The 21,327-nt window shown below is 39.0% G+C and carries 21 protein-coding genes and 1 pseudogene; 7 read left to right on the top strand and 15 right to left on the bottom strand.

The window, feature by feature from the left end; genetic code table 11:
• Positions 1–54: 54 nt before the first annotated feature.
• Together WIW72_RS04200 and WIW72_RS04195 are read right to left on the bottom strand one after the other, a co-directional pair.
• Positions 55–492, bottom strand: a complete 438-nt coding sequence (locus WIW72_RS04200; RefSeq protein ID WP_337699858.1) for a MarR family winged helix-turn-helix transcriptional regulator — start codon at positions 490–492, stop codon at positions 55–57.
• Positions 431–2,098: an MFS transporter gene (locus tag WIW72_RS04195; protein ID WP_337699860.1), complete on the bottom strand. Its 1,668-nt coding sequence runs from the start codon at positions 2,096–2,098 to the stop codon at positions 431–433. The genes WIW72_RS04200 and WIW72_RS04195 overlap by 62 nt, the downstream gene beginning before the upstream one ends.
• 183 nt (positions 2,099–2,281) lie before the next feature.
• Here WIW72_RS04195 and WIW72_RS04190 point away from each other — a divergent pair, with 183 nt between their 5' ends.
• Together WIW72_RS04190 and WIW72_RS04185 are read left to right on the top strand one after the other, a co-directional pair.
• A complete protein-coding gene (locus WIW72_RS04190) occupies positions 2,282–3,337 on the top strand; it encodes a glycosyltransferase family 4 protein (RefSeq protein ID WP_337699862.1) in 1,056 nt (351 codons plus the stop codon).
• Positions 3,316–4,236: a CDC27 family protein gene (locus WIW72_RS04185; RefSeq protein ID WP_337699864.1), complete on the top strand. Its 921-nt coding sequence runs from the start codon at positions 3,316–3,318 to the stop codon at positions 4,234–4,236. Before WIW72_RS04190 ends, WIW72_RS04185 begins: the two co-directional genes overlap by 22 nt.
• Here WIW72_RS04185 and WIW72_RS04180 read toward each other — a convergent pair.
• On the bottom strand, positions 4,222–4,740 hold the full coding sequence (locus WIW72_RS04180; protein WP_337721235.1) for a nitroreductase family protein: 519 nt from the start codon (positions 4,738–4,740) through the stop codon (positions 4,222–4,224). The genes WIW72_RS04185 and WIW72_RS04180 overlap by 15 nt on opposite strands.
• A gap of 440 nt (positions 4,741–5,180) precedes the next feature.
• Here WIW72_RS04180 and WIW72_RS04175 point away from each other — a divergent pair.
• Positions 5,181–5,391, top strand: a pseudogene (locus WIW72_RS04175) (hypothetical protein).
• A gap of 320 nt (positions 5,392–5,711) precedes the next feature.
• Here the strand turns inward: WIW72_RS04175 and WIW72_RS04170 are convergent.
• Entirely contained in the window at positions 5,712–6,035 is a 324-nt protein-coding gene (locus WIW72_RS04170; RefSeq protein WP_337699868.1) for a hypothetical protein, read from the bottom strand.
• Positions 6,036–6,317: 282 nt separating this feature from the next.
• Between WIW72_RS04170 and WIW72_RS04165 the strand changes: the two genes are divergently transcribed.
• Positions 6,318–6,683, top strand: coding sequence for a DUF2203 domain-containing protein (locus WIW72_RS04165; protein WP_337699870.1), 366 nt, complete (start codon positions 6,318–6,320; stop codon positions 6,681–6,683).
• Here WIW72_RS04165 and WIW72_RS04160 read toward each other — a convergent pair.
• The 6 genes from WIW72_RS04160 to WIW72_RS04135 all read right to left on the bottom strand — a co-directional run bounded on the left by WIW72_RS04160 (position 6,676) and on the right by WIW72_RS04135 (position 11,298).
• Positions 6,676–6,960, bottom strand: a complete 285-nt coding sequence (locus tag WIW72_RS04160) for a TIGR00304 family membrane protein (RefSeq protein WP_337699872.1) — start codon at positions 6,958–6,960, stop codon at positions 6,676–6,678. The genes WIW72_RS04165 and WIW72_RS04160 overlap by 8 nt on opposite strands.
• Positions 6,961–6,970: 10 nt before the next feature.
• Positions 6,971–8,452 carry an ATP-dependent nuclease gene (locus WIW72_RS04155; RefSeq protein WP_337721234.1) on the bottom strand — a complete coding sequence of 494 codons (1,482 nt, stop codon included), beginning with the start codon at positions 8,450–8,452 and terminating at the stop codon, positions 6,971–6,973.
• A gap of 112 nt (positions 8,453–8,564) precedes the next feature.
• The gene (locus WIW72_RS04150; RefSeq protein ID WP_337700068.1) at positions 8,565–9,344 is read right to left on the bottom strand and encodes an SDR family oxidoreductase; all 780 of its coding nucleotides are present in this window, start codon (positions 9,342–9,344) and stop codon (positions 8,565–8,567) included.
• Positions 9,295–9,966 carry a type-4 uracil-DNA glycosylase gene (gene udg, locus WIW72_RS04145; protein ID WP_337699876.1) on the bottom strand — a complete coding sequence of 224 codons (672 nt, stop codon included), beginning with the start codon at positions 9,964–9,966 and terminating at the stop codon, positions 9,295–9,297. Before udg ends, WIW72_RS04150 begins: the two co-directional genes overlap by 50 nt.
• Before the next feature lie 37 nt (positions 9,967–10,003).
• Positions 10,004–10,306: a hypothetical protein gene (locus tag WIW72_RS04140; protein WP_156004846.1), complete on the bottom strand. Its 303-nt coding sequence runs from the start codon at positions 10,304–10,306 to the stop codon at positions 10,004–10,006.
• 152 nt (positions 10,307–10,458) lie between these two features.
• A complete protein-coding gene (locus tag WIW72_RS04135; protein ID WP_337721233.1) occupies positions 10,459–11,298 on the bottom strand; it encodes a hypothetical protein in 840 nt (279 codons plus the stop codon).
• A 43-nt stretch (positions 11,299–11,341) separates the two neighbouring features.
• Here WIW72_RS04135 and WIW72_RS04130 point away from each other — a divergent pair, with 43 nt between their 5' ends.
• Positions 11,342–13,690: a M1 family metallopeptidase gene (locus tag WIW72_RS04130; RefSeq protein WP_337699879.1), complete on the top strand. Its 2,349-nt coding sequence runs from the start codon at positions 11,342–11,344 to the stop codon at positions 13,688–13,690.
• On the opposite strand, the gene WIW72_RS04125 is transcribed toward WIW72_RS04130, so the two are convergent.
• The 4 genes from WIW72_RS04125 to WIW72_RS04110 are packed head-to-tail and all read right to left on the bottom strand — an operon-like array spanning position 13,673 to position 19,566.
• Positions 13,673–14,380, bottom strand: a complete 708-nt coding sequence (locus WIW72_RS04125) for a hypothetical protein (protein ID WP_337699881.1) — start codon at positions 14,378–14,380, stop codon at positions 13,673–13,675. The genes WIW72_RS04130 and WIW72_RS04125 overlap by 18 nt on opposite strands.
• 12 nt (positions 14,381–14,392) lie before the next feature.
• Entirely contained in the window at positions 14,393–17,215 is a 2,823-nt protein-coding gene (gene leuS / locus WIW72_RS04120; RefSeq protein WP_337699883.1) for a leucine--tRNA ligase, read from the bottom strand.
• A gap of 26 nt (positions 17,216–17,241) precedes the next feature.
• The gene (locus WIW72_RS04115) at positions 17,242–18,294 is read right to left on the bottom strand and encodes a radical SAM/SPASM domain-containing protein (RefSeq protein ID WP_337699885.1); all 1,053 of its coding nucleotides are present in this window, start codon (positions 18,292–18,294) and stop codon (positions 17,242–17,244) included.
• Positions 18,295–19,566: a M20/M25/M40 family metallo-hydrolase gene (locus WIW72_RS04110; protein WP_337699887.1), complete on the bottom strand. Its 1,272-nt coding sequence runs from the start codon at positions 19,564–19,566 to the stop codon at positions 18,295–18,297.
• Between the two features lie 32 nt (positions 19,567–19,598).
• Here WIW72_RS04110 and WIW72_RS04105 point away from each other — a divergent pair, with 32 nt between their 5' ends.
• A complete protein-coding gene (locus WIW72_RS04105; protein ID WP_337699889.1) occupies positions 19,599–19,919 on the top strand; it encodes a hypothetical protein in 321 nt (106 codons plus the stop codon).
• A gap of 119 nt (positions 19,920–20,038) precedes the next feature.
• Here WIW72_RS04105 and WIW72_RS04100 read toward each other — a convergent pair whose 3' ends face one another.
• On the bottom strand, positions 20,039–20,710 hold the full coding sequence (locus WIW72_RS04100; RefSeq protein ID WP_337699890.1) for a hypothetical protein: 672 nt from the start codon (positions 20,708–20,710) through the stop codon (positions 20,039–20,041).
• A gap of 88 nt (positions 20,711–20,798) precedes the next feature.
• On the opposite strand from WIW72_RS04100, the gene WIW72_RS04095 reads away from it, so the two are divergent.
• On the top strand, positions 20,799–21,242 hold the full coding sequence (locus WIW72_RS04095) for an ArsR family transcriptional regulator (RefSeq protein WP_337699891.1): 444 nt from the start codon (positions 20,799–20,801) through the stop codon (positions 21,240–21,242).
• Positions 21,243–21,327: the final 85 nt, after the last annotated feature.

Genomic DNA, 21,327 nt, shown 5'->3' with positions numbered 1-21,327 from the left:
GAGAACCTATACAAAATAGTGAGCAATTTTTTAGTAAAAGATCAACTAAATTTCCTACTCCGATTCTCCCTTTACATTTACTTGAGGTCTTCTTATACACTCTTCTTCCATGACGACTTTAAAGAACTCTACTACCTTATCGTTGTCTTTTACTTTTTCAAGTAGTGAGTTAATCAAATCCTTGTATCTCGCTCTAACTTGTTCAAGAATTTTCTCGCCACTTTCTGTGATCTTAACTCTTACAACTCTTCTGTCCTCTGCGTCTCTCTCCCTACTTATATAACCCAATCTGTCCAGTTTGTCAAGTACTTCCACCATAGTGGACTTGTTTACGTCTACCAGTTTAGCCAAGGAAGTTACGTTCTTCTCTCCCTGAGTGAGGTGATATAAGACCTGGACTTCAGTATACGTAAGCCCGAGTTTTTCAGCCTCAATCTGCAGGAGCTTTTTCAGCTTTTTGTGTCCTTTCAACACGATTTCCCATTTCTCCAACCCTAACACCTTTTCTTGCTAGTGATAATATTCCAGACAATACTAATAACGCAGCTGATATATTTAGCATTAACCTAAATCCGGACATGAAAGAAGGGGCTATTGCTGTAACGAAGAAGGCTGGCGTATCTATATGTGAAGCTACAGACGTGGGTAGCGAAGAAGTCAGGCTAGAAAGGGGATCATAGCCTAATAAAGCGGAGAATATAGCAACTGCAGCAGGTAAGTTTACATTTAAATGAATACCGTATGAGGACAAAGCAGATTCTATTGATGAGTTTAGTGTGACAGCCATACCGGTAATTACTACACTAAAATAAAGGACCACACTTATAGCCGATGCCGTGTTCTGCAGCGAAGCCCTCATACCTGAAGCAGCTCCCCTTTTTTGTACCGGTACTGAAGCCATTATATCAGCCATGTTCGGTGAAGAGAACAATCCCATCCCTGCCCCCATAAGGAAAGATATTGCGAAGAACTGCCAGAGCTGGAAATCATACGGCAATAAGGAGAGTAGGAAGAACCCTAATGCGCTTACGAAGAGGCCCAACGAAGTGAATACTTTTGACCCGTATCTGTCCGAGAGGATACCGCTTATCGGTCCTAACGCTGCAAATCCGAGCATGTTAGGTATTAAGTAAAGCCCCGCCCAGAAAGGTGTCTGGGAATAAGGCACTCCGTGAAGCGGTAACCAGATTCCTTGTAATAAGACGAGCATCATTAGAAGTATTCCTTGTCTCGCCATAGAGGCGATAAAATTAGTGAAGTTAGCTATAGAGAAATCCCTGACTTTAAACAAGGATAAGTCGAACATAGGGTTCTTAACCTTGCTTTCCACGAACACGAAGATACCTATTGCCAAGAAGGAGATAGTTAAACCCGTGATTACAAAGGGATTTCCCCAACCCAGTTGTTGGTTACCGTAAGGTAAAAGACCGTAAGTAACTGAGATCAAGAGTAGAGTTATTCCAAGTGCGAATAGGACATTGCCGATTATGTCTAACGGTTGTTTAATCGGCTTCTGAACATCTCTCAAGGACTTGAAACTCCAAAGAGTTCCTATGATCCCAACTACGAAGTCCAAAAGGAATATGTATCTCCAGTTTATCACAGAAAGAACACCGCCTATAATTAACCCCGCGACTCCACCGACCAGTCCCGACACTTGATTCAGACCGAGAGCCTTGCCCAATTCGTTCTTCGGGAAATAGTCAGTAAGGATTGCTGCACTGTTTACCATCAATAATCCTCCGCCTACACCTTGGAAAAGTCTTAAAATTATCATTTCGAGAACTGCACTGTCACCATAGCCGTTTACCGTAGATAAGATACCTGAAGATATTGCAAAAATCAGAAATCCAAAGGAGTATAACTTTGCTCTGCCTTTGAGGTCTGATATTCTGCCGAATGTGACTACTAAAGAAGACGTAACTATCATGTATCCTAAAATTAGCCAAATTAAGTAACCTAGTGCATCAGGAGCTGTTGGATTAAACCTTAGACTGTTGAATATTTGGGGCAAGGCGATAATTATCATGTTGTAATTTGCAAAAGCTATGAATATTGCAATGCTGGTGTTGGACAGAGCAATCCATTTACTCTTCATGTTTGTTCGGGATAGAACTATTAGTTTCCAAATATAAATTCGTTTCTAATGAACGGACTTTTACAAAAGCCAGTCTATAATGACTAATTCTCTAAATAATAACTTAGTGTAATATCGCTGGAATTAAAACGTAACAACATTATAAATAGTTTTATACGTATTTCAGTAGTAGGTAATTCCGACTTGAAATTACTTTTCGTTAATCACAGAGATGTTTTTCACCCTCAAGCTGGAGGTGCGGAGCAAGTAATATATGAGGTAGGGAAAAGGCTTGTTAAAAAGGGTGTAGAAGTATACTGGATGAGTGAGAATAAGGGTATAGCAGAGGAAGAGATAGATGGGATAAAGTTGATTAGGAAAGGGAATTCCCTTACTTTGCATTATTACTCGTTAAAGGAAGTTAAGAAATACGATGTAGTCATAGATAGTGTTGCTCACGCAATACCATTTTTTTCTTATAGGGTTAATAGGAATAGTGTAGGTTTGATTCATCACGTCCATCAGGATGTCGTTGACTTCGAACTTAACCCGTTCTTATCACGTGTTGTAAAGTTTCTTGAGAAAAGAGTAAAGAACTACCCTAGACTTATTTCTGTTTCTAACACTACTAAGGAGGAGTTAGTAAAAAGGTTCGGAATTGATGAGAACGTAATTAAGGTTATTTACAACGGTATAGATCATGAAAAATTTACACCTGGTGAGAAGTCCGAATACCCACTCATCTTATGGATAGGTAGGTTAAAGAAGTACAAGAACCCGTTAGATGCTATAAAGATCTTCAAGAAACTGAACAATAGAAAGGCTGTTCTTATTATGGTAGGTTCCGGCGAAATGGAGAAAGAGATTAAAGATGCTATAGCCGGTGAGAAGAACATATTCTTTCTCGGAAAAGTAGACGAAAAAAAGAAGATAGAGCTTTACCAAAAAGCGTGGGTAGTGCTTTCGACCTCTTTTATCGAGGGATGGGGAATGACAATAGTTGAGGCTAATTCTTGCGGTACCCCAGCAGTAGCTTATTCCACAGGCGCTATGCCTGAGATTATAAGGGAAGGTGTTAACGGCTTCTTAGTAAACTATAAGGACTATAACAAGGCAGCAGAAGCTATTAGCTACTTGATAGAAGACGAGAACTCTATGAGATATTTGTCAAAGCTAAGCTATAAGTCCTCTTTAAAGTACGATTGGAATAAAACCTCTGAAGAATATTATAAATATATATGGGAGACAGAAATAGACTAGAGAAGGCTAAAGTCCTTTATGAAGAGTACAAGAGGAAAAAAGATAAGAGTCTTTTAGATGAAGCAGTAAAGCTTTTACAAGGGGATGACAGTGTTGCGTCACTGAACCAATTAGGACTTATTTATACCGAATTAGAGAGGTATCAGGATGCCGAAGAAGTTTTCAGAAAAGCACTAAGAAAAACAAAGAACGAAGAGGATTTAGCTATAATTAAATTTAATTTAGCCATATGTCTCTTTAAAAAGAAAGACTTAACGTCAGCATATGAAATACTGAAGGAACTGTCGGTTACAAAAAATGTAATGAAAGTTCACTCTCAAAGGCTCTTGGCTAAGGTCTGCCTTGCAATGGGTGACATTAAACATGTGGACGAAGCAAGGGCTATTCTAGAGAACTTTGATGAGCCTACAGAAGACCTAATAGTCTCTTACATCTATCTGGCTAGGAACGGCAGAAGGGAGTATTTGAAGAAAGCAATTGAGTTAGCCCAACTTTTGGGCAACAAGAGGTTATTAGCGGAAGCACTCCTCTCTTCAGAAGCAGAAGAGGATCTCGAAAAGGCATTGGTGTTATTTAGGGAGTTAAAAGACGTAAAAGGAGAGGCAAGGGCTCTATACAAGCTTTCCTTTTACAATAAAGAGTTGTTATATGAGGCACTTCAGAAATTAGAGGAGTACGGTGAAGGAACCGACAGCGATAAAGTCAGGCTATTGAACGAGCTTTATAAAAGGACTAATTTAATAGACTTTCTTATAAAGGCAATATTGTATGCTGAGAAAGCTAATGAGACGCTCTTCTTAGCTAGGGCTTACGTTGAATTATCTAAGCACGAGAACGAAGTGGAAAATTTAAGGAAAGCAGTGAAGTATTACGAAGAGTTCATATCAAAGTACTTTTAATCCCCATTTGTTTGTGAACATTACATCTTCAGGTTTCTTAACCTCCTTAGGCTTGGGTTGGTACCCTGGATCAGGATATCCTACGGAGAGAAGAGTCATTAATATTTTTCCCTCTGGAATCCCTAAGAGCTCCTTAGCTTTCCTATTTTCATAAGCAGCTATCCATCCTACTCCCAATCCTACTGAGTAAGCAGCTAAGACAAAATACAGTGTAGCGTTTGCGGTATCTATCATCCACGTCTCTGGGCTTATATCAGGTTCTGCTACTACGGCAATACCTATTGGGGCATATGCAATGTGAGAAGCTCCTTTATGTAGTGTTGAGAGTTCCTTCTTAATCGATTCATCCGTAATAATTATGAACTTCCATGGTTCTCTATTGTTGGAATTAGGGGAGTGGTTTGCGACACTTATTAATTCTTTAATCAAATTCATGTCTACTGGTTTATTCTGAAACTTTCTTATACTTCTTCTCCTTATGAGGAAATCTATTATTTCGTTCACTTGAGAATTCATTACGTATAAGCAAAAAAGTTTACTGAACGAAATGGGGACAAGGGGATTTCATAGGGCTCTAATGAGCACTCAATCCCCCCGCTGGACGTAATTAAAAATTTGCCACAATTTAAAAATCTTATTTTATAGTACAATTTTACAGTCTACAAATTATCTCTTTTTTAGTGTAAAAGTAACATAGGAAAAGATATAAAAAAGGTTACCTTCTTTCATGCTCTGTCAATTTTCCACAACAATGCACTAACTATGATTAGTAAAACGTCAAGCTCCCAACTTATTTCTACGTAAATATTTACAAAGAAAGGGGTTAAGGGGGCGGAAAGCCTCGCCAGAGGGGATGGATAGCCCCCTTATATTTAAATATCTCTTTTTTCAAAAATCTTTTAGTGACACTAATGACGCTCTTCCCCAGCTCGATTGAGGGCTCAATGGGACTGTGGGAGGAGCAACAGTTATCTTCCTTTTCCTTCAAGGGACTAGAGCTTAGCGATGAAAGTCCCCCCTTTCAAATGGGAGTGGTCCTCTGAGCCACTCGACTGCTCACCAGATGAGAGATGTAATCCCGAATCGATGGTGGGAACGATGAGCCCTCTGGAAGGGAACCCTCGACCCTTCCAGGGCGGGGAGCTTCCGGTATAAAAACTTTCCTTAAAAATTGAGCATAGTCCACACTACTTACGCCATGAAACCTGCTTTACTCACTAGCGTTAAACTGCTTATTATAGTACAATTAATTTATCTTTTGATACGTCTGTTCCTGAACTGGGGGCCTCCACTTACACTCACCCTTATGTTTTATTCGGGCTTTTTGCCCAACTTCCGGTCCGAGTTGGAGGCGGCCAAGCTCCCCACCGGGCTTTAAGCCCAAAAAGCGTCACGGCCTACACCCCAGTCAGATCTGTATTACCCAGATCTGACTAATATGTTTTATATAAGGAAGTCAGAAGCAAAAAGGATTTTCAATATTCCGATTCTTCTAAATTATCCTTAACCTCTTGGTATAGTTTCTTAACTTCTTCATCTTGAATGCCTATCTTGTCAGCTACTTTTAACGTCTCCTTTACTATACTTTTATAGTTATTTGACCGGAATCCCTCGACGTTTATACTTGCCATACCTAGGGCAAGTGCTAAAACGTCTTTGCCGCTTTTCTCTTGAGCAAAGGCTACTATTGCCTTTATTACATTTTCCCAAATTTTCCCTGCCAAAGAAGGGTCGTTTTCATTTATCATTTTAAGCGATAAAAATAAAGCGTCCTTTATAAACTGCTCCGCTAGTCTCATTAATAATATCCTAATGCTACTAAGGTTAAATACTCATCTAAATCTATATACCTATAAATCATATCACAATCACTACTACATTCTACTCGTATAGCTTTATTAACCTAAGCCAGAGTGTGTAATAGGCATTTGTCTATGGATTTTGTTATATTATGTGGAATTACATTACGTCTTTCTGGGATAATGTAAATACTTATGATCGGATAACCAATTTATAAATCATCGGTAGATCCTCTTCGGGTACTAACAAGTAAATATAAATGATGATGAGAAACTATATTTGTGGAGTACCCTTATTTCGATCTTAAAAGTGCTCGTGACCTATTACCGTGGCTCAGGCAGAAGCTTACTGAGATTAAGAGAGTCAAATACATGGCAGAGGAGAGCCTGATGAAAGGTGATAAGTCCGCAATTTTACAATACACGATACAAATTGACAGGATTGTAAAAGAGATCACAGAGAAGGGTATAATACTGAGAGACCCTGACATAGGTTTGGTCGACTTTCCGGCTGTGATAAATAACAGACCTGCTTATTTGTGTTGGAAAATGGGTGAGAAAGATATAATGTATTGGCACTATGCTGAGGAGGGGTATAAAGGGAGAAAAAGGATTACTGGAGAAGAAGAAATCTTAAGCCTTACATAATCGTGCTTAGTATGATGATCAAAACTATGAATACGAACATTATAACTCCTATAATAAGCGCTAGTTTAGCCATGTCTTTATTACTACCGAAAACTATAGGTATGGGGCCTATGAATATGACTCCACCGTATTCGGTTTTACTTTTCTCCTCTTGGCGATGTTCTTTTCTCTTATTAGTCCCCCTGAGAATTTCAACTAGAATACCCACTATAATTGTCAATATGCCTAAGAATACGAAGGAAAGTCCTATTGCTAATAGTAACTGTTGACTTATCACAGGGTATATTTTAGGTTTCAAAAGATTTAATCTTATTTGCTAAAATTTCCAATTCCTTAGGCATATCAATACCATCATTCATTGTAACTAGCTCCCCTATACTGTTTCTGAATTTATCGTAATCGAACCCCCTCTTCTTGAATATACTGACTAGCCAACTGTATGTATCACCTTTAGTTAGATCCCTAAGCTCCTTATCGTCAGGATTTATTCCGAACTTTCTTATCACCTCTATTAGTCTGGATTTAGTGTAATAGTTTTCAACTTCCTTCCCTAGAGGCACACAGTAATCTTTTAACGATGGATCTACGCGATCACACAAACCTAAGAAGATAACATTCAGACCTAACAAGTCTTTGAGCCTAGTCCACAAGTGTAACTCTATATCGTTAGTTACTTTGTAAACGGTTATTCCTAACTCGTCGTTAGATATCCCGATTCTTTTAAGCCAGTTCAGAATTACTGAGGGCTCGGCAAGCTCACTCGTTAATATGACGAACTTGCTAAACAATAGGTCACTCATACTAGCTCTTAAAATGCCTAATACAGACTTTAATTGTTCATCAGGTCTTACCATTATTGCTGTTGACACTCCGTTATTTTTTCTCATTATAATGTAGGAGTCTACATTCGCGCTAACAACATAAGGTGAATGAGTTGTGATAAACACTTGAAACACGTTTTTGTTCGTCCACTCCTTAATCAGCTTCATGATTCTGGACTGTAATGTAGGATACATATTCACTTCTGGCTCTTCCAATAGTAAGATTTTACTTCCGCTTAACCAAAGTATAAAAAGCATTAAGACTACTCTTTGGAAACCACTAGCAGCTAAATCTATATAAATCGGCAGGTTCTGGATGTTTAAAACTAACTTATTACTGTCCCAAAACTCCACTCCTTTAATCTCGGGGATTGTATCACTAATTAGATTGATGAAGTCGTACCACTTTCTCTTCATGTTTATTGGACTTCTGTTCATCTCTATCATTTTCTTTATCACAGAATCAAAGTAAGCCTGATCAAAAATTGGCACATATTCGACGCGTTGGGAGACAAATGCGAACAAATTTCTAACTGTCTCCAAATTATCGCTGGTCGGAGGAGAGTTATTTACGTTTAAGGTGTCTAAAGTCCACTCAACGTATTTGTTATTATACTTGATCTTATTGGAGACTTCTACTCTCATCCTCATTGGTTTTCCTATAGCCATTGCTGTTTCATCTTCGCTAAACTCCACTACTCCACCTATGATGATAGGCTTTGAGACGTCGTAATCTTTCCAAAGAAGTAAATACTCTCCTTCTCTATCCTCAACACTTCTCTTTTCCAATCCTGCCCCCATGTTCTTTATGAATAGATATAAAGCTGTCAACAAGTTAGTCTTACCATATCCGTTGTAACCTACTATTACGTTTAATCCTCCTAATCCCTCAAGTCTTACTGAGGAAAGACTTCGAAAGTTGTTGACGTAAAAGTCGATAACTTTCATACCTAAACCACACTACTATCTAATTTGAAGGCATACATATAATCGTTAAACGCTAAATTTTAGGATGTTTCCTATAAAGAGAAAAAAGAGAGTATTATTAGTGCTAAGGATTTTAAAGGATACACCTTAGAATTCCTCCGTCGACGGGTATAAGGGCACCGTTAACATAAGTAGCTAGTTTGGACGCAAGGAATAGGACTACGTTTGCCACTTCCTCAGGCTTTCCAATACGCTTTAACGGTACGTCTTTAACGATGTCATTTAGTACATCTTGTTCACTCCTCCCCTCTCTCCTAGCTCTGTCCTTGACTAGTTGGTCTACGCGGTCTGTTAAAGTCCAACCTGGCATTATGCCGTTAACTGTGATTCCTTTAGGCCCTAATTCTCTTGACGCGACCCTGATAAGACCGGCTAAAGATAATCTAACTACGTTGGACAAGTCTAAGTTATCAATAGGTTGTTTTAACGTCATCGAGGTTGATAGTATTATACGACCTCCTTCTTTCATTCTTTTTCCTGCCTCTCTAACAGCAACTACAGCACTCATGAGAAGTAGATTGAACGCGTTGAGCCAGTCTTCATTTCCTAATTCAATTAGGTTTCCAGGTCTTGGACTTCCAGTAACGTAAGCCAAAACGTCTAAGCCGGACAGTCTCTTATAGCCCTCGTCGATCAATTTCTCTACGTCCTCTGCTTTTGTGAGGTCAGCCTTAATATAATCTATTTTGCCTAATGGTTTCAGTTTTTCATAAGCTTTGATCAGATTGTACTCATCGTGCGAGGAGATGATTACTTCTGCCCCCTCCTCTAAAAACCTCTTTGCAATAGCAAAACCTATACCTTTACTGGACGCCGTGACTATTACTTTCTTCCCCTTTATCCCTAGGTCTATTTTCTCCACCCATGAAATATTCCAGTGTAACCCTTTTTGAGCTTGTTGTGGTAGTCAGAATACTCTTAATCTTTCTGAAGTCATCCTCAAGAGTCTTCCTCAAGTTGGGATTGTAAAGGGCAGCGGCAGGGTGATATGTAGGGAAAACCTTGACTACAGTATTATCATCTTTTTTCCACTCGAATTCTTTACCTCTAACTCTAGTTATGGAGCTGAAAGACTTACCCATGAGAGAGAACAGATAAGAAGTAGAATGTCTCCCTAAAGTAACGATCAGTTTAGGTTTTATAATATCGAATTGCATTCTTAGATAAGGACTGCAAGCAGTTATTTCCTCTTCTGTAGGATCTCTGTTCTGAGGAGGTCTACATTTTACTACGTTTGTAATGAAAACGTCTTCTCTCTTTAATCCCAAAACTTCTGTGATTAATTTAGTCAGCAATTTACCAGCTGCACCAACGAAGGGCTTACCTTCAATATCCTCATTTTCACCTGGGGCTTCACCTACGAACATTATTTCGGCGTGTGGATTTCCCTCTCCTGGTACAGCATTCTTCCTAGTCTTCCATAAGTCGCACTTTCTACAGTTTCTAACTTGTTCAGCGATCTCTTGTAAATCCACAATATTATACACTACAATTTAAAATATTTATGTTGATTTACTGCCCTTGTGAGAGAGACTTATACGCGTCTTCAATGATCTTACTCAATTTCTCCTTAGCCTCATTAACACTTTTCCTTAATGCTTCAGTGTCCTTTTTTTCTATCGCATCTTTGATACTGATTGCATAGGTGGACAGCTCCTTGTGGTTTGAATATTTTCTGATAAACTCCTTCAATTCCCTCTCAACCCAAGGGAACACTGCTTCTTTTCTGTTAGAGAGATGAAGTGAGACTTTTTCCATAGCAGTCCTTGCTAATATTAGATCTTGGATTTCGAGAAACTTTTTTGCTTGCGACACTATCGTTATTAACTTGAAGGAAATAATTAAAATTACCCCACCCTCCACCAGGATCTGAGATTCTGACGGACAATGAAGATCCTCAGCCGGGTGGGGGACAATGTGATGAGGTCGACATAAACGGAAAGATGAAGAGGGGTCGATAGCCTGAATTAAATTATTTTATTAGAAGTCACAAGTACTACTCTAGCTCTCGTTTTTTCTAAGAGCTCTTTAACCTCGTTAATTTCGCTCTCGTCAAGATGAATCTCAGGGTCTTCCACGATTATCAGTTCGTTCTCAGTAGCTCTTCTCAAAAATGTCCTTAAGGCTAAAATTGACAAGACATTTGGAGGAGCGTTCTGTAATGGAGTCTTATCCATATATACCGCGTTCTCCTCTTGGTTTACGTAGATCTTGTGACCGTTAATTTCGTCACTGAAACCTTGAGGAAGTATCATGGAATTTATGAACTCCGCAGCAATACCGAAAGCCTTTGGGATCCCGGGGGCCTTTTCGTATTGAATAACAAGGAACTTACTGAAAGCCGACAAGTACCCTACTCTTCCAGCGGGTATTATCGAAGGCTTCACTTTCTCTATCTTAGAAAAGTAAAAGGAGTCTACTTCAAATGTGCCCCTTATACCTTGCTCTTTCAGTTGAGGGACTTCCTTAAGCTCTACCTTAGCTGCTACACCACCTTCGTTAACTTCCCCCTTTATACTGAGTGGGGTTAACTCAACTTCATAAAACGCCTTAAACCAGTTCTTAGCAACGTCTAGATCTGATGTAATTAAATTCAAAAACGTCCTTTCGAATGTTTCTCTCCACCCGTTTATCGGATCTCCTTTTATATAACCGTAAAGTCTAGGTATGTTGTTAATTGTCTTTAGTAAATAGTATGTGAGCCTTCCAGCGTAATACTTACTTTCACCATGTAAAGATATGTAGCTTCTCTTCGAACTAGTATTTACCTCAACCAATTCGCCACCTACTTTTATTCGGACTAACATGAGTGAAGATAGATTTTTAGGTATTTATATACAAGTGTGCTTTATGGAGATAGATAAGTACGAAGTATTTTTAGATTTTAACTTTAAAGAGCTAACTTATAAGGGTAACGAGAAGATTTACTGCAAGTTAGCTCAAGGAGAAAAGCTCCAGCTCGATGCTGTAGGTTTAACGATAAAATCTGTCAGGGTTGACGGAAAAAATGTCTCTTTTACTCATGAAAAGGATAAGGTCTTAATTGACACACATGATGTGGAAGATGTAGTTGAGGTAGAGTTTGAAGGGAAGGTAAAGGAGAGGGGTCTCGTTGGCATATACAAAGCCCCTTATGATGGCAATTACATAATATCGACTCAGTTTGAATCGAGTCACGCTAGAGAGTTTATACCTTGTGTAGATCACCCAGCATATAAAGCGAATTTTAAGATTTCTGTGAAAGTTGACAAAGACCTAGACGTTATATCAAACATGCCCGTTGAGAAGATATATGACGCGGAGAACGGTAAGAAAGTTGTAGAATTTAAAGAGACACCCAGAATGTCAACTTACTTGCTGTACTTAGGAATAGGTAAGTTTGAGGAGATAAGAGATAAACTAGATGATATAGACATCATAGTAGCTACGGTACCAGGTAAGATAAGCAAGGGTAAGTTTGCACTCGATGTAGCTAAGAGGACAATTGACTTCTACAATAATTATTTTGGGATAAAGTATCAGTTACCAAAAGAACATTTGATAGCAGTACCCGAGTTCGCCTTCGGAGCTATGGAAAATTGGGGTGCGATAACTTTCAGAGAAACAGCACTATTAGCAGACGAGAATTCCTCTTTTACACAGAAGAGAAGAGTTGCCAGTGTTGTTGCTCATGAACTAGCTCACCAGTGGTTCGGGAACCTAGTGACTATGAAGTGGTGGGACGACTTATGGTTGAACGAGAGTTTTGCAACATTCATGAGCTATAAAGCTGTAGATTCACTATTCCCTAACTGGGACTTCTGGGCTGAGTTCTTAATGGATGAGACTAGCGGAGCTATGTTCAGGGACTCCCTCTCCACGACTCATCCCATAGAGACTCATGTTGAGACGCCTGAAGAGGCAGAACAGATTTTCGATGATATAAGTTACGGAAAGGGGGCAAGTATACTCAGGATGATAGAGGCTTATATTGGTAAAGAGGCTTTCCAAAAGGGTATACAGTACTACCTTCAGAAGTATAAGTTCTCAAATGCTACCGGTAGTGATTTCTGGACTAGCTTAGAGGTAGGCTCTGGAGAACCTGTGAGTGAGATAGTAAAGGACTGGATTACAAAAGACGGTTACCCGTTAATTCAAGTTACAGTAGAGGATAAAAGAATTAAGCTTACGCAAGAGAGGTTCGCCCTAACTAATGGGACACCCAGAGTTTACACAATACCCATAACTCTTGAAGTTAACGGTAAAAAGTCTACCTTCTTAATGAAGGATCAGAGTGCAACCATTGATATCGGAGAAGACGTGAAATCGTTAAAGTTAAACATTGACAGAACTGGTTTTTACCGTGTAATGTATGACGATGTGAGTTTGTTCTTCGAGTCGAACCCCAACCATCTGGAGAGATGGGGATTGTTAGATGACTATTATAACATGTTAATGGCTGGAAAAGTTGACTATAAGACATATGAAAATGTAGTGAGGAGTTTAATGAGTGACGATAACTACTTAGTAGTAGATGAGATCAGAGGAGAACTATTCGGACTGTGGAGTGTAAACACGTCTAAATATACGCTGATACACGAGTTCTTAGAGTTGCAGACTCCCCATTGGGTGAGTAAAAAGGACGAGAACTCAAGGAGGATTTACGGTAACTTGCTAAAGACATATGCTTACGTAGATAACAAGTTCGCTCTAGGTTTAGCTGTTGCCTTTGAGGGCTATGATAGACTTGACCCCAACATTAAGGAAGCCGTAGCTACTGCGTATGCAATAGCAAATGGCGAAGAGGCATATGATGAGTTATTGAAGAAGTATAGAAGTGAAAAATTCGATGAGGAGAAGATTAGACTACTAAATGCGATGTTGAGCTTCAGAGAGCCTTATCTCGTAGTAAACACTTTAAGTTTAGGTCTCACCGGTGAAATTAAACGGCAAGATACAGCGAGGATATTACCGTTGGTTGCAAGAAATCCGTACACGAGGTTTGCAGTGTGGAAGTGGCTAGAGACTTACATGGACTATTTGAGAAGTGTTTATGAAGGGACAGCAATTCTGGGTAGGTCTCTTAGAGGAGCAATACCTTACTTGGGCGTAAGTGTGAAAGAGGTAGAAGAGTATTTCTCAAGTAGGAAGTTTAGTGACATACAAGTAGAAATAGACACCGCATTAGAAATACTCAGAGTTTTAAGAAGACTTGCTTAATAACCTTACTACGTAGTCTACTTCCTCTTTTTTAACCTTTTCATAAAACGAGACTTTTTCATTTTTTGAGTCATCAGACAAGGGTAGTGAAGTCACAAATCCTTCGTCACCGTTGTATACTAATGTAAAGTACACACCTGGGTTAAGAAAGCACTTAAGGTTCTCTTGTATCTCTTGCCTAATGTTACTAATCTCTTGTAATCTTTGATCGAGGCTTTGTTGTTGTATTGCTATTGTGGAGTTAAGTTCAGCTATTCTCTTTTGGGACTTCATAACTGCATGAGCAGAAATGATAATTAATATAACGAGTGGAAGAACAGCTACATAAACGGGGGTATTTAGCACTTTATGAATCAGCAAGAAGGCTGAAACACCTACTGCTGTTAAAGTAGCTGGTGTAATAATTCTGAGTCTCATTAATCTAACTTGTTCTTGCTTATGCTTCTCTCTTTCCTTCATTAGTTCGTTTATTTCGTCCATTCCGTAGGATTTCTTTTTATTTTCAAACCAGCTTGCCCAATCTGGATTACTGGTTATTACTGTAGTACTAATACCCCTCGAAGCTCTATCCAACAATAAGGACGCAAAATCATAATCGAAGTTAGGGGATATAACGGTTATCTCCTTATCAGCATTTAAAATAACTTGTCTAGCCCTCTCTAGGATCTTGGTTGAAAGTAAAAAATCCAAACTTTTTCACCTTTATATTATAACAATCCCGGGGCTCAAAGGTAACGCTAACTCTTTCTTTCCTTTAATATCTGGACTCAACTGGTCCTTAGCATCGTATATTACTATCTCGGTCAAGTTCAGTTTATTCATGATGAACTTAAGATTTGATACTAGCACTTTTTCCTCGTCAAGGTCGTTCTGTAGATATAATTCTCTAATTAGATATGGTAATTCGGACGCTACCTCGTATAATTTCTTTGACACGGAGTCCTCTCCCACCTCACTTATGAAGTCTCTCAACGTTTTTCTTTCTTGTATAGCTCTTATCGCCCTTCTTAATATCTTCTTTAGCTCTTGATCACTATTTACATAAATTACTAGCTTTTCAGGTTCCTTATTCATACTGGCGGATAGTTGATTTATTTTATCAACTAATAACCTCAAATATTCTATTTCTAATAACGAACTTCCTTCACGTTTTAAATCAGAAGGCTCAGGAAACTTTTGAGTGACTACAAAACTATCGTTGAAGTAATGCCAAAGCTCTTCAGCTATATGTGGGGTGAACGGAGCCATCATCCTTATCCATGCGGATAAAACGCTTACCAAAATGTCCCTATTGACAATTCCATTAGTTAATTCTACGTAATCTTTCACTGTCTCATACATGGTGTAGTAAACGATAATGTACGCTGACCTTAAATCTAACTTATCTATATACTCATCTACTTTCTTCACGAAATCAGCTACTATTGATGAAAGCCACAAATCCGGTTTCCTGATTTCTTGGGTTGAAGGAGCTTTTAACAAAGCAGCAATATAGTCGTGGATATGTTTAAGCTGATCTGCTATACTTTTGGCTATCGACGCATTGAACTCAATGTCGTCACCTATGGAAGATGTAGAAGTTAAAGCTAACCTGACCGTATCAACACCGTATTCGCTAATTGCTTTTGATAGAGGGTATATGTTTCCGAAACTTTTGCTCATCTTCTTTCCTCCCACTCTGATAAAGCCGTTAGTGACTATTTGCTTCGGTAGTAAGTTTTCACCGAATATGGCGACATGATGATAAATGTAGTACGCTAAATGGTTCTGAATCAGATCCCTTCCACTGTGCCTAGAATCTACTGGATACCAGTAAGTGAACTCTTTCCTTATGTCGTTTACTTCAGCTCCTAACTCTGGTTGGCTTCCTCTACCTAACATCACGTAGTCCCAGAACTTGTCATCTAGTTTATTTAAGTCTAAATTCCTTATCTTATGAGATATTGTATAGAAAGCAGTATAAATAGTAGAGTCACTGAGACTATCTATTATTTCCTTATCGTCCCAGGGTAATCTCACTCCTAGTCCTCTTGACCTAGTAAATGCTCTGGGTTGCATATTGAAGACGACTCTCTCCATTTCTCTTCTAGTGTCTTCAGGTACGAACTTTATTTTTTCCAATGCTTTCAGCGTTGATGCCTTCCAAATACTATTAGAATAGTTTACGAACCACTGTTCATCAACTAATTTTACGACTATTTCCGATCCGCATCTACAATATATGGGGCCGTTCGTTATTTCATAAATTGTAAAATGTGAGTCTAAGTTTTTTAATATTTCAACTACTGCTTTTCTAGCTTCCCTAACACTCTTGTTTACTACCCTTTCCTTAACCACGTCCTTGAGGAAACTGGGAACGTAATCTAGTATATCCTCTCTTATTACACCTTTATGATACTCTGTTCTATAAAGCGTATCTATGTAGTCCTTTAACTCCTGAGGATTTGTCGTCTGTGCTAACGCAAGAACTTCTGATGCTGGTATGTCTCCGTAATCATCGGTATAGATCACCGGTATAATCTCAAAGCTTTCACCCAGTTCGGTTAGAGCTAAGTAATGAATCGGCTCATGTGCCGGAACCGCCATTACTATACCAGTACCTTGCTTCGGCTCAACGTACTTACTCTTTATGATTTTCATGTCCTTATTGGTTAATGGGTTCTTCACTCTGAATGTGAGAAATTCGTCTGACTTTACTGACCTTTCTACCTCTAACTCTATCTGATATTTTAACTTCTCGTAAGCGTTTCTAGATAAGACGACCTTTCTACCTCTCTTTTTATCTACACTTATTACGTACTCCGTGTTTGGGTTAATTAACAAGGCTATCGCTCCGAAAACAGTTTCAGGTCTTGATGTAGCAGCGGGGAAAAAAAGACCCTCCTCTGACGGAAAGTAAATTACGTCAACGTCTATTATTTCTGGTTCTATGTCTCCTCTAGTGTCGTGCATTCCTACGGGGAATTGGTCGTTTGGACAATAGGCTAATGCGGATTTTTCCTTTTTTAAGAATCCCATCTCCATTAGCTTTTTGTACTGCCATTGGACAAACTTCTCGAAATAAGGATCTACTGTGGTAAATTTCCTTCTCCAGTCAACGCTTAAGCCGAGGGTCTTAGCAGTTCTTTCCATGTCTCTTGTAAAGTATTCCGCTAAGTACTGTGGGTCGGAGAACTTCTCAACTTCACTCTCAGGTATCCCGTATATCTTGACGAAAGTTGAGATGATATCTTCATCTTTCCTTCTCACCGCTTCAGCTATGGACAGAATCGGAGTACCAGTGTACTGGAACGCAAAGGGAAACAGTACGTTATAACCTTTCATTCTCAAGTACCTAGCGTAGATGTCTCCAGTGATGTAAGTTCTACCGTGACCTATGTGCAAAGGACTATTAGTATAAGGAAAGGCTACTGTTATGAACTTCTTAGGCTTTCCTTCTTTAGCGTCTACTTCGTATAATTTGTTTTCCTCCCATGCCTTTTGCCACTTTGACGCTATTTCGTTTAGGAATGTAGAAACACTCACAATAAGAAAAACGATAAAGGAATATATTAAGGTATGACTTCCGTAGAGTCCTCTGTAGGGTCATATCTCAGATCCTCCAACCTTATTACTCCTTCCTTTATAAGCTCCTTTATTTCGTCAACGCGGGACAAAACTATCCTTAGATATTCCTTCGTAACATCATCAACTATCTTAAACCCTTCTTCACCCCAATACCGCTCATGAATAGTGTAGAGACACCTCCCTCCACAATAGTCCTTAAATTCACAGTTCCTACATTCTTTAGGTAATGGTTCTTCGAGTAACTTAAAGGAGTCTAGTGTTCCTAATTCTGCCCACTTCTCTCTGACAGCTATAGGGCAGGACAGCACTCTACCGTCAGTTGAAATAGAAACACTATTATAGCCAGCACCACAAGCTACACCCCTATATCTCTTAAAGAAATGAGCACTTATCACTCCCAAAAAAGGAATGATCTTAACGATCTTCCCTCTTCTCAACTCACTCATGAAATAATCTACTAACCTCATTATTCCGGGTAAGTATGAAGAGTAAGCCCAACTCTCGAAATCCCACCTCTCGCTCCATATAACATTCAGTTGCCAGTGGACTTTGTCAAAAACCCCTAGTGACAACAAGTGCATCACTTCTTCATAGATGTCAGCATCTTGAGTTACTGCCATCCTAGCGATTGTTTCAACTCCTAAATTTTTGAGATAAGAGGCGTTCTTAACCACTACTTTATATATTCCCTTCCCTCTGTGCTTGTCTGTTATTTCTTCCCTTCCATCTATAGAAAGCAGGGCTACGTCCATTCTCTTCCAGTAAATTTCAGGGAGTAGTCTTACGGCTATCCCGTTAGTTTGTATCCCCCACCTTTTAGCTCTAACAGTGTCCATTACCTGAATTATAAACTTAGGGTTCATTAATGGTTCTCCACCGTAGAATATCACAGTCGCGTTCGGATCTCTTTCAATATTTACCTTAAGCTTATTTATATCGTACTTAACGTCCCACGGTACAATCTCCTTAGGGAATGAGCCACCACAGTAGTCACATGCGAGATTACATTTTCCCGTGGTAAGTACTAACCAGAGCATTTAACGACCCAACTCCGCTAATAACTCTTTCATCCACATCATTCCCAGTTTATAATCGTCTACGAATATGTTCTCATTAAAGGAGTGGATATTAGAACCGTAGTTATCTACTCCGACCCCATCAGCTATTTGTTTAATGTTCAAGTGCCTACTGATCATTTCCATAGGTCCAGTGCCTGGACTGTTAGGTAACACGACGGGTTCAACATTATAGACTCTCTTAGCTGAGTTTATTAAAGCTCTTGCTATCTCACTGTTTATCGACGTTCTGTAAGGTCTTACGGAGCCATACTTTACGATTTCGACTCCGTAAGGAGCTAAATACTCTTTCAGCAGTTTCAGTACTTCCTCAGGGTCTTGATCTGGGACCAACCTGAAGTCTATCTTCACGAAGGAGTAAGATGGTATTACCGTTTTTGAACCCTCTCCAGTATACCCTCCATAAATCCCCGCTATGTTGCACGTCGGTTCCTCTACTAGTCTCGTCATTCCTCCCTTCTGAACTTTCTGTTCTATTGCTTGTTCTAGATACTGCTCGTCTATGTTTAAATACTGTTTCTCTTCCTCGGTTAACTTCTTGACTTTATCGTAAAAGTGGGGAATTAAAACTCTTCCGCTCTCGTCTCTCAATGACCTCAGCGCGTAGACTAGATCCCATGCGGGGTTCTCCGCGATCGGTGCATACATAGAATGGAGGTCTTTAGGAGTCTTTTTTCTCAACTCCACATATAATAAGCCTTTAACGCCTAAGACTATTTGGGGAGCGTTGTTAGGAGCCCTACCTGAACCTTCCCATAGTATGTAGTCAGCCTTAAACTTCTCGTGGTAGTCTTTTAGGAAATCCTCCATATTAGGGCTTCCGATCTCTTCCTCTCCCTCGTACAAGAACTTAATGTTTATTTTTAGTTTATTCTCTTTCATCAGGTCTATTATGGCCTGTAACCTTGCGAGCAGTGATCCTTTATCGTCACCGACACCTCTAGCATAGATTTTGTTATCTCTAATAACGGGATTGAATGGATCTGTGTTCCACTTGTCTAACGGCTCTACTGGTTGAACGTCGTAGTGGTTATAAATTAGGAGTGTTTTTGAGCCGCCAACGTTTATTTCTCCGTAAACGTAAGGGTTCTTGGACTTATGTCTTATTAACTCAGCCTCAATACCGTTTTCCTTCATGTAATCTACGAGAAATCTCGCCCCTTCTTCTCCTTTTCCTTTGGCTGATGTGGTGTCTATCTTGAGAAATTCAAACAAGTCCTTGAGATAGTCCACAGTATTTAAACTTCTCTGAGGTAAATTAAGTTATGCTTAAGTATGCCGAATACATTCGCCATGGGCTAGGTGAACCTCTAGGAAACGTTAATGTTTATAAGAAAGTAGAGGACGGAAAGGTTATAGCTATCCTTAAAGTCGTTGTATATAGAAATCAGTCGTTTGCTATTTATGAGACGGATAGGCTAGAGGGAGGCGAGGTAGTTGAAATACTTCCTAACTCGATAACTTCAATAATGAGGGTTGTAGAGAAATATTACGATCCTAAAGTTGACGATATAACTGTCTTAGGTGAGAAAAAATTCGTGGATGACTTCTTGGAAGAATTTAATAAGTTACAACAAAGTGAGTGATCTCAGTCCTCCTAACTGAGATGTGATGTAGGCTAGCGGGAACGAACAGTGAGTGAATAAAAGCGATGAGGAGAAAACTGGGACACCCGAGTGATGAGGAGCCATTCATGCGCTGAGCTTTATATGTGATGCGAGTGGGAGGGGACAACCCATATAATTACATATTCTATCTCATATCCGTCATAGTCCCATACTGGCAGGAATATTACGGTTCCAGGCTTTACGTTACCGAGAATTATGTTAACCTCGTATTCCCCAAAACCGGATGTGTTTTTCACGAAGGATACAGAAACATTCATAGTGATACCATAAATATAATCTGTATAAACTGGGTCGTCATAGTAAGACGTGTTCAGGTAAAGATAAAAGTGTACAGTGGAGTTAGGGCTTCCCTCGATAAAATTAGGTACTACATAAAATACGGTGAGGTACCGGGATTCTACAGAAGCGACGTCGAATGATGTGTTTATTGTGGCAATTTCATTGTTAATTTCAGAAGTATAATTAATTTCAGAAGTATAGTTCTTTATAGACGAGGGGACTTGAACAAAAGTTAAATTATTTCTTATATCCCCTATTATAGCTTGTTCTACTTCAAAATTCGGTTGGCTAACGTTAACGTTGAATACGTAAGGTTTTATCTCGGTAATATTTCTCGCATAAGTCTGTACTTGGGAAGGCTTAACAGAGTGAGGAGAAATCATTAGGTAAGTAGTTACATAGATCACCGCAAACGCAATACCTAGTGAAAATAATACGCCTGCAATAGTTGCTACTAATACTTTATTCACGAATGAATAGATCATTCGAAATACTTTATATATCTATTCCAATGTGAACGTTGGAAAAGTTTATTTAACATTAGTAGTAATTGTTAATATGCAATTAGATCTACGACAATCTACGAAGAAAGTCTATTATTATATACTGACGAATAGAAATGGTGTTACCTTGAAACAGATACAAGAAGACCTTGGTTTTTCCTCGGTAAGTGCGGCCAGATATCATGTGAACAAACTAAAGAGCGCTGGTCTCGTTCAAGAGACTTATGACGGTAAATACATAGTTAAGAAGGTCATATTAGATGATGATTACGTGCTTCTCTTTAACTATGTCTTACCCAAGAGCGTGTTCTTTGCCTCATTTTTCCTTACATCTTTTATCTTATCCCTTTACTTGATTAAATTAGACTCTTTAGGTGCAGAGGTATTCTCCTTAATAATAGTATTTATAGCTGGAATTATTTTCGTGCTGGACACTATAAAGAGGTATACCAGATTCATTAATGAAATGAGAGGAAAGGTGAATTTAGAAGAGGAGTAGATAAAGAAAAATTATACATATACACAACATTCTTATTTTATAATTAAATTAAAATTTTACTTGGTAATACGTCCAATTTATCTTA

Origin of the sequence: Stygiolobus sp. CP859M, assembly GCF_037389975.1 — an archaeon.
In the GTDB taxonomy this organism is placed as follows: Archaea; Thermoproteota; Thermoprotei_A; order Sulfolobales; family Sulfolobaceae; genus Stygiolobus.
This window is presented reverse-complemented; position numbering and strand designations above follow the sequence as displayed.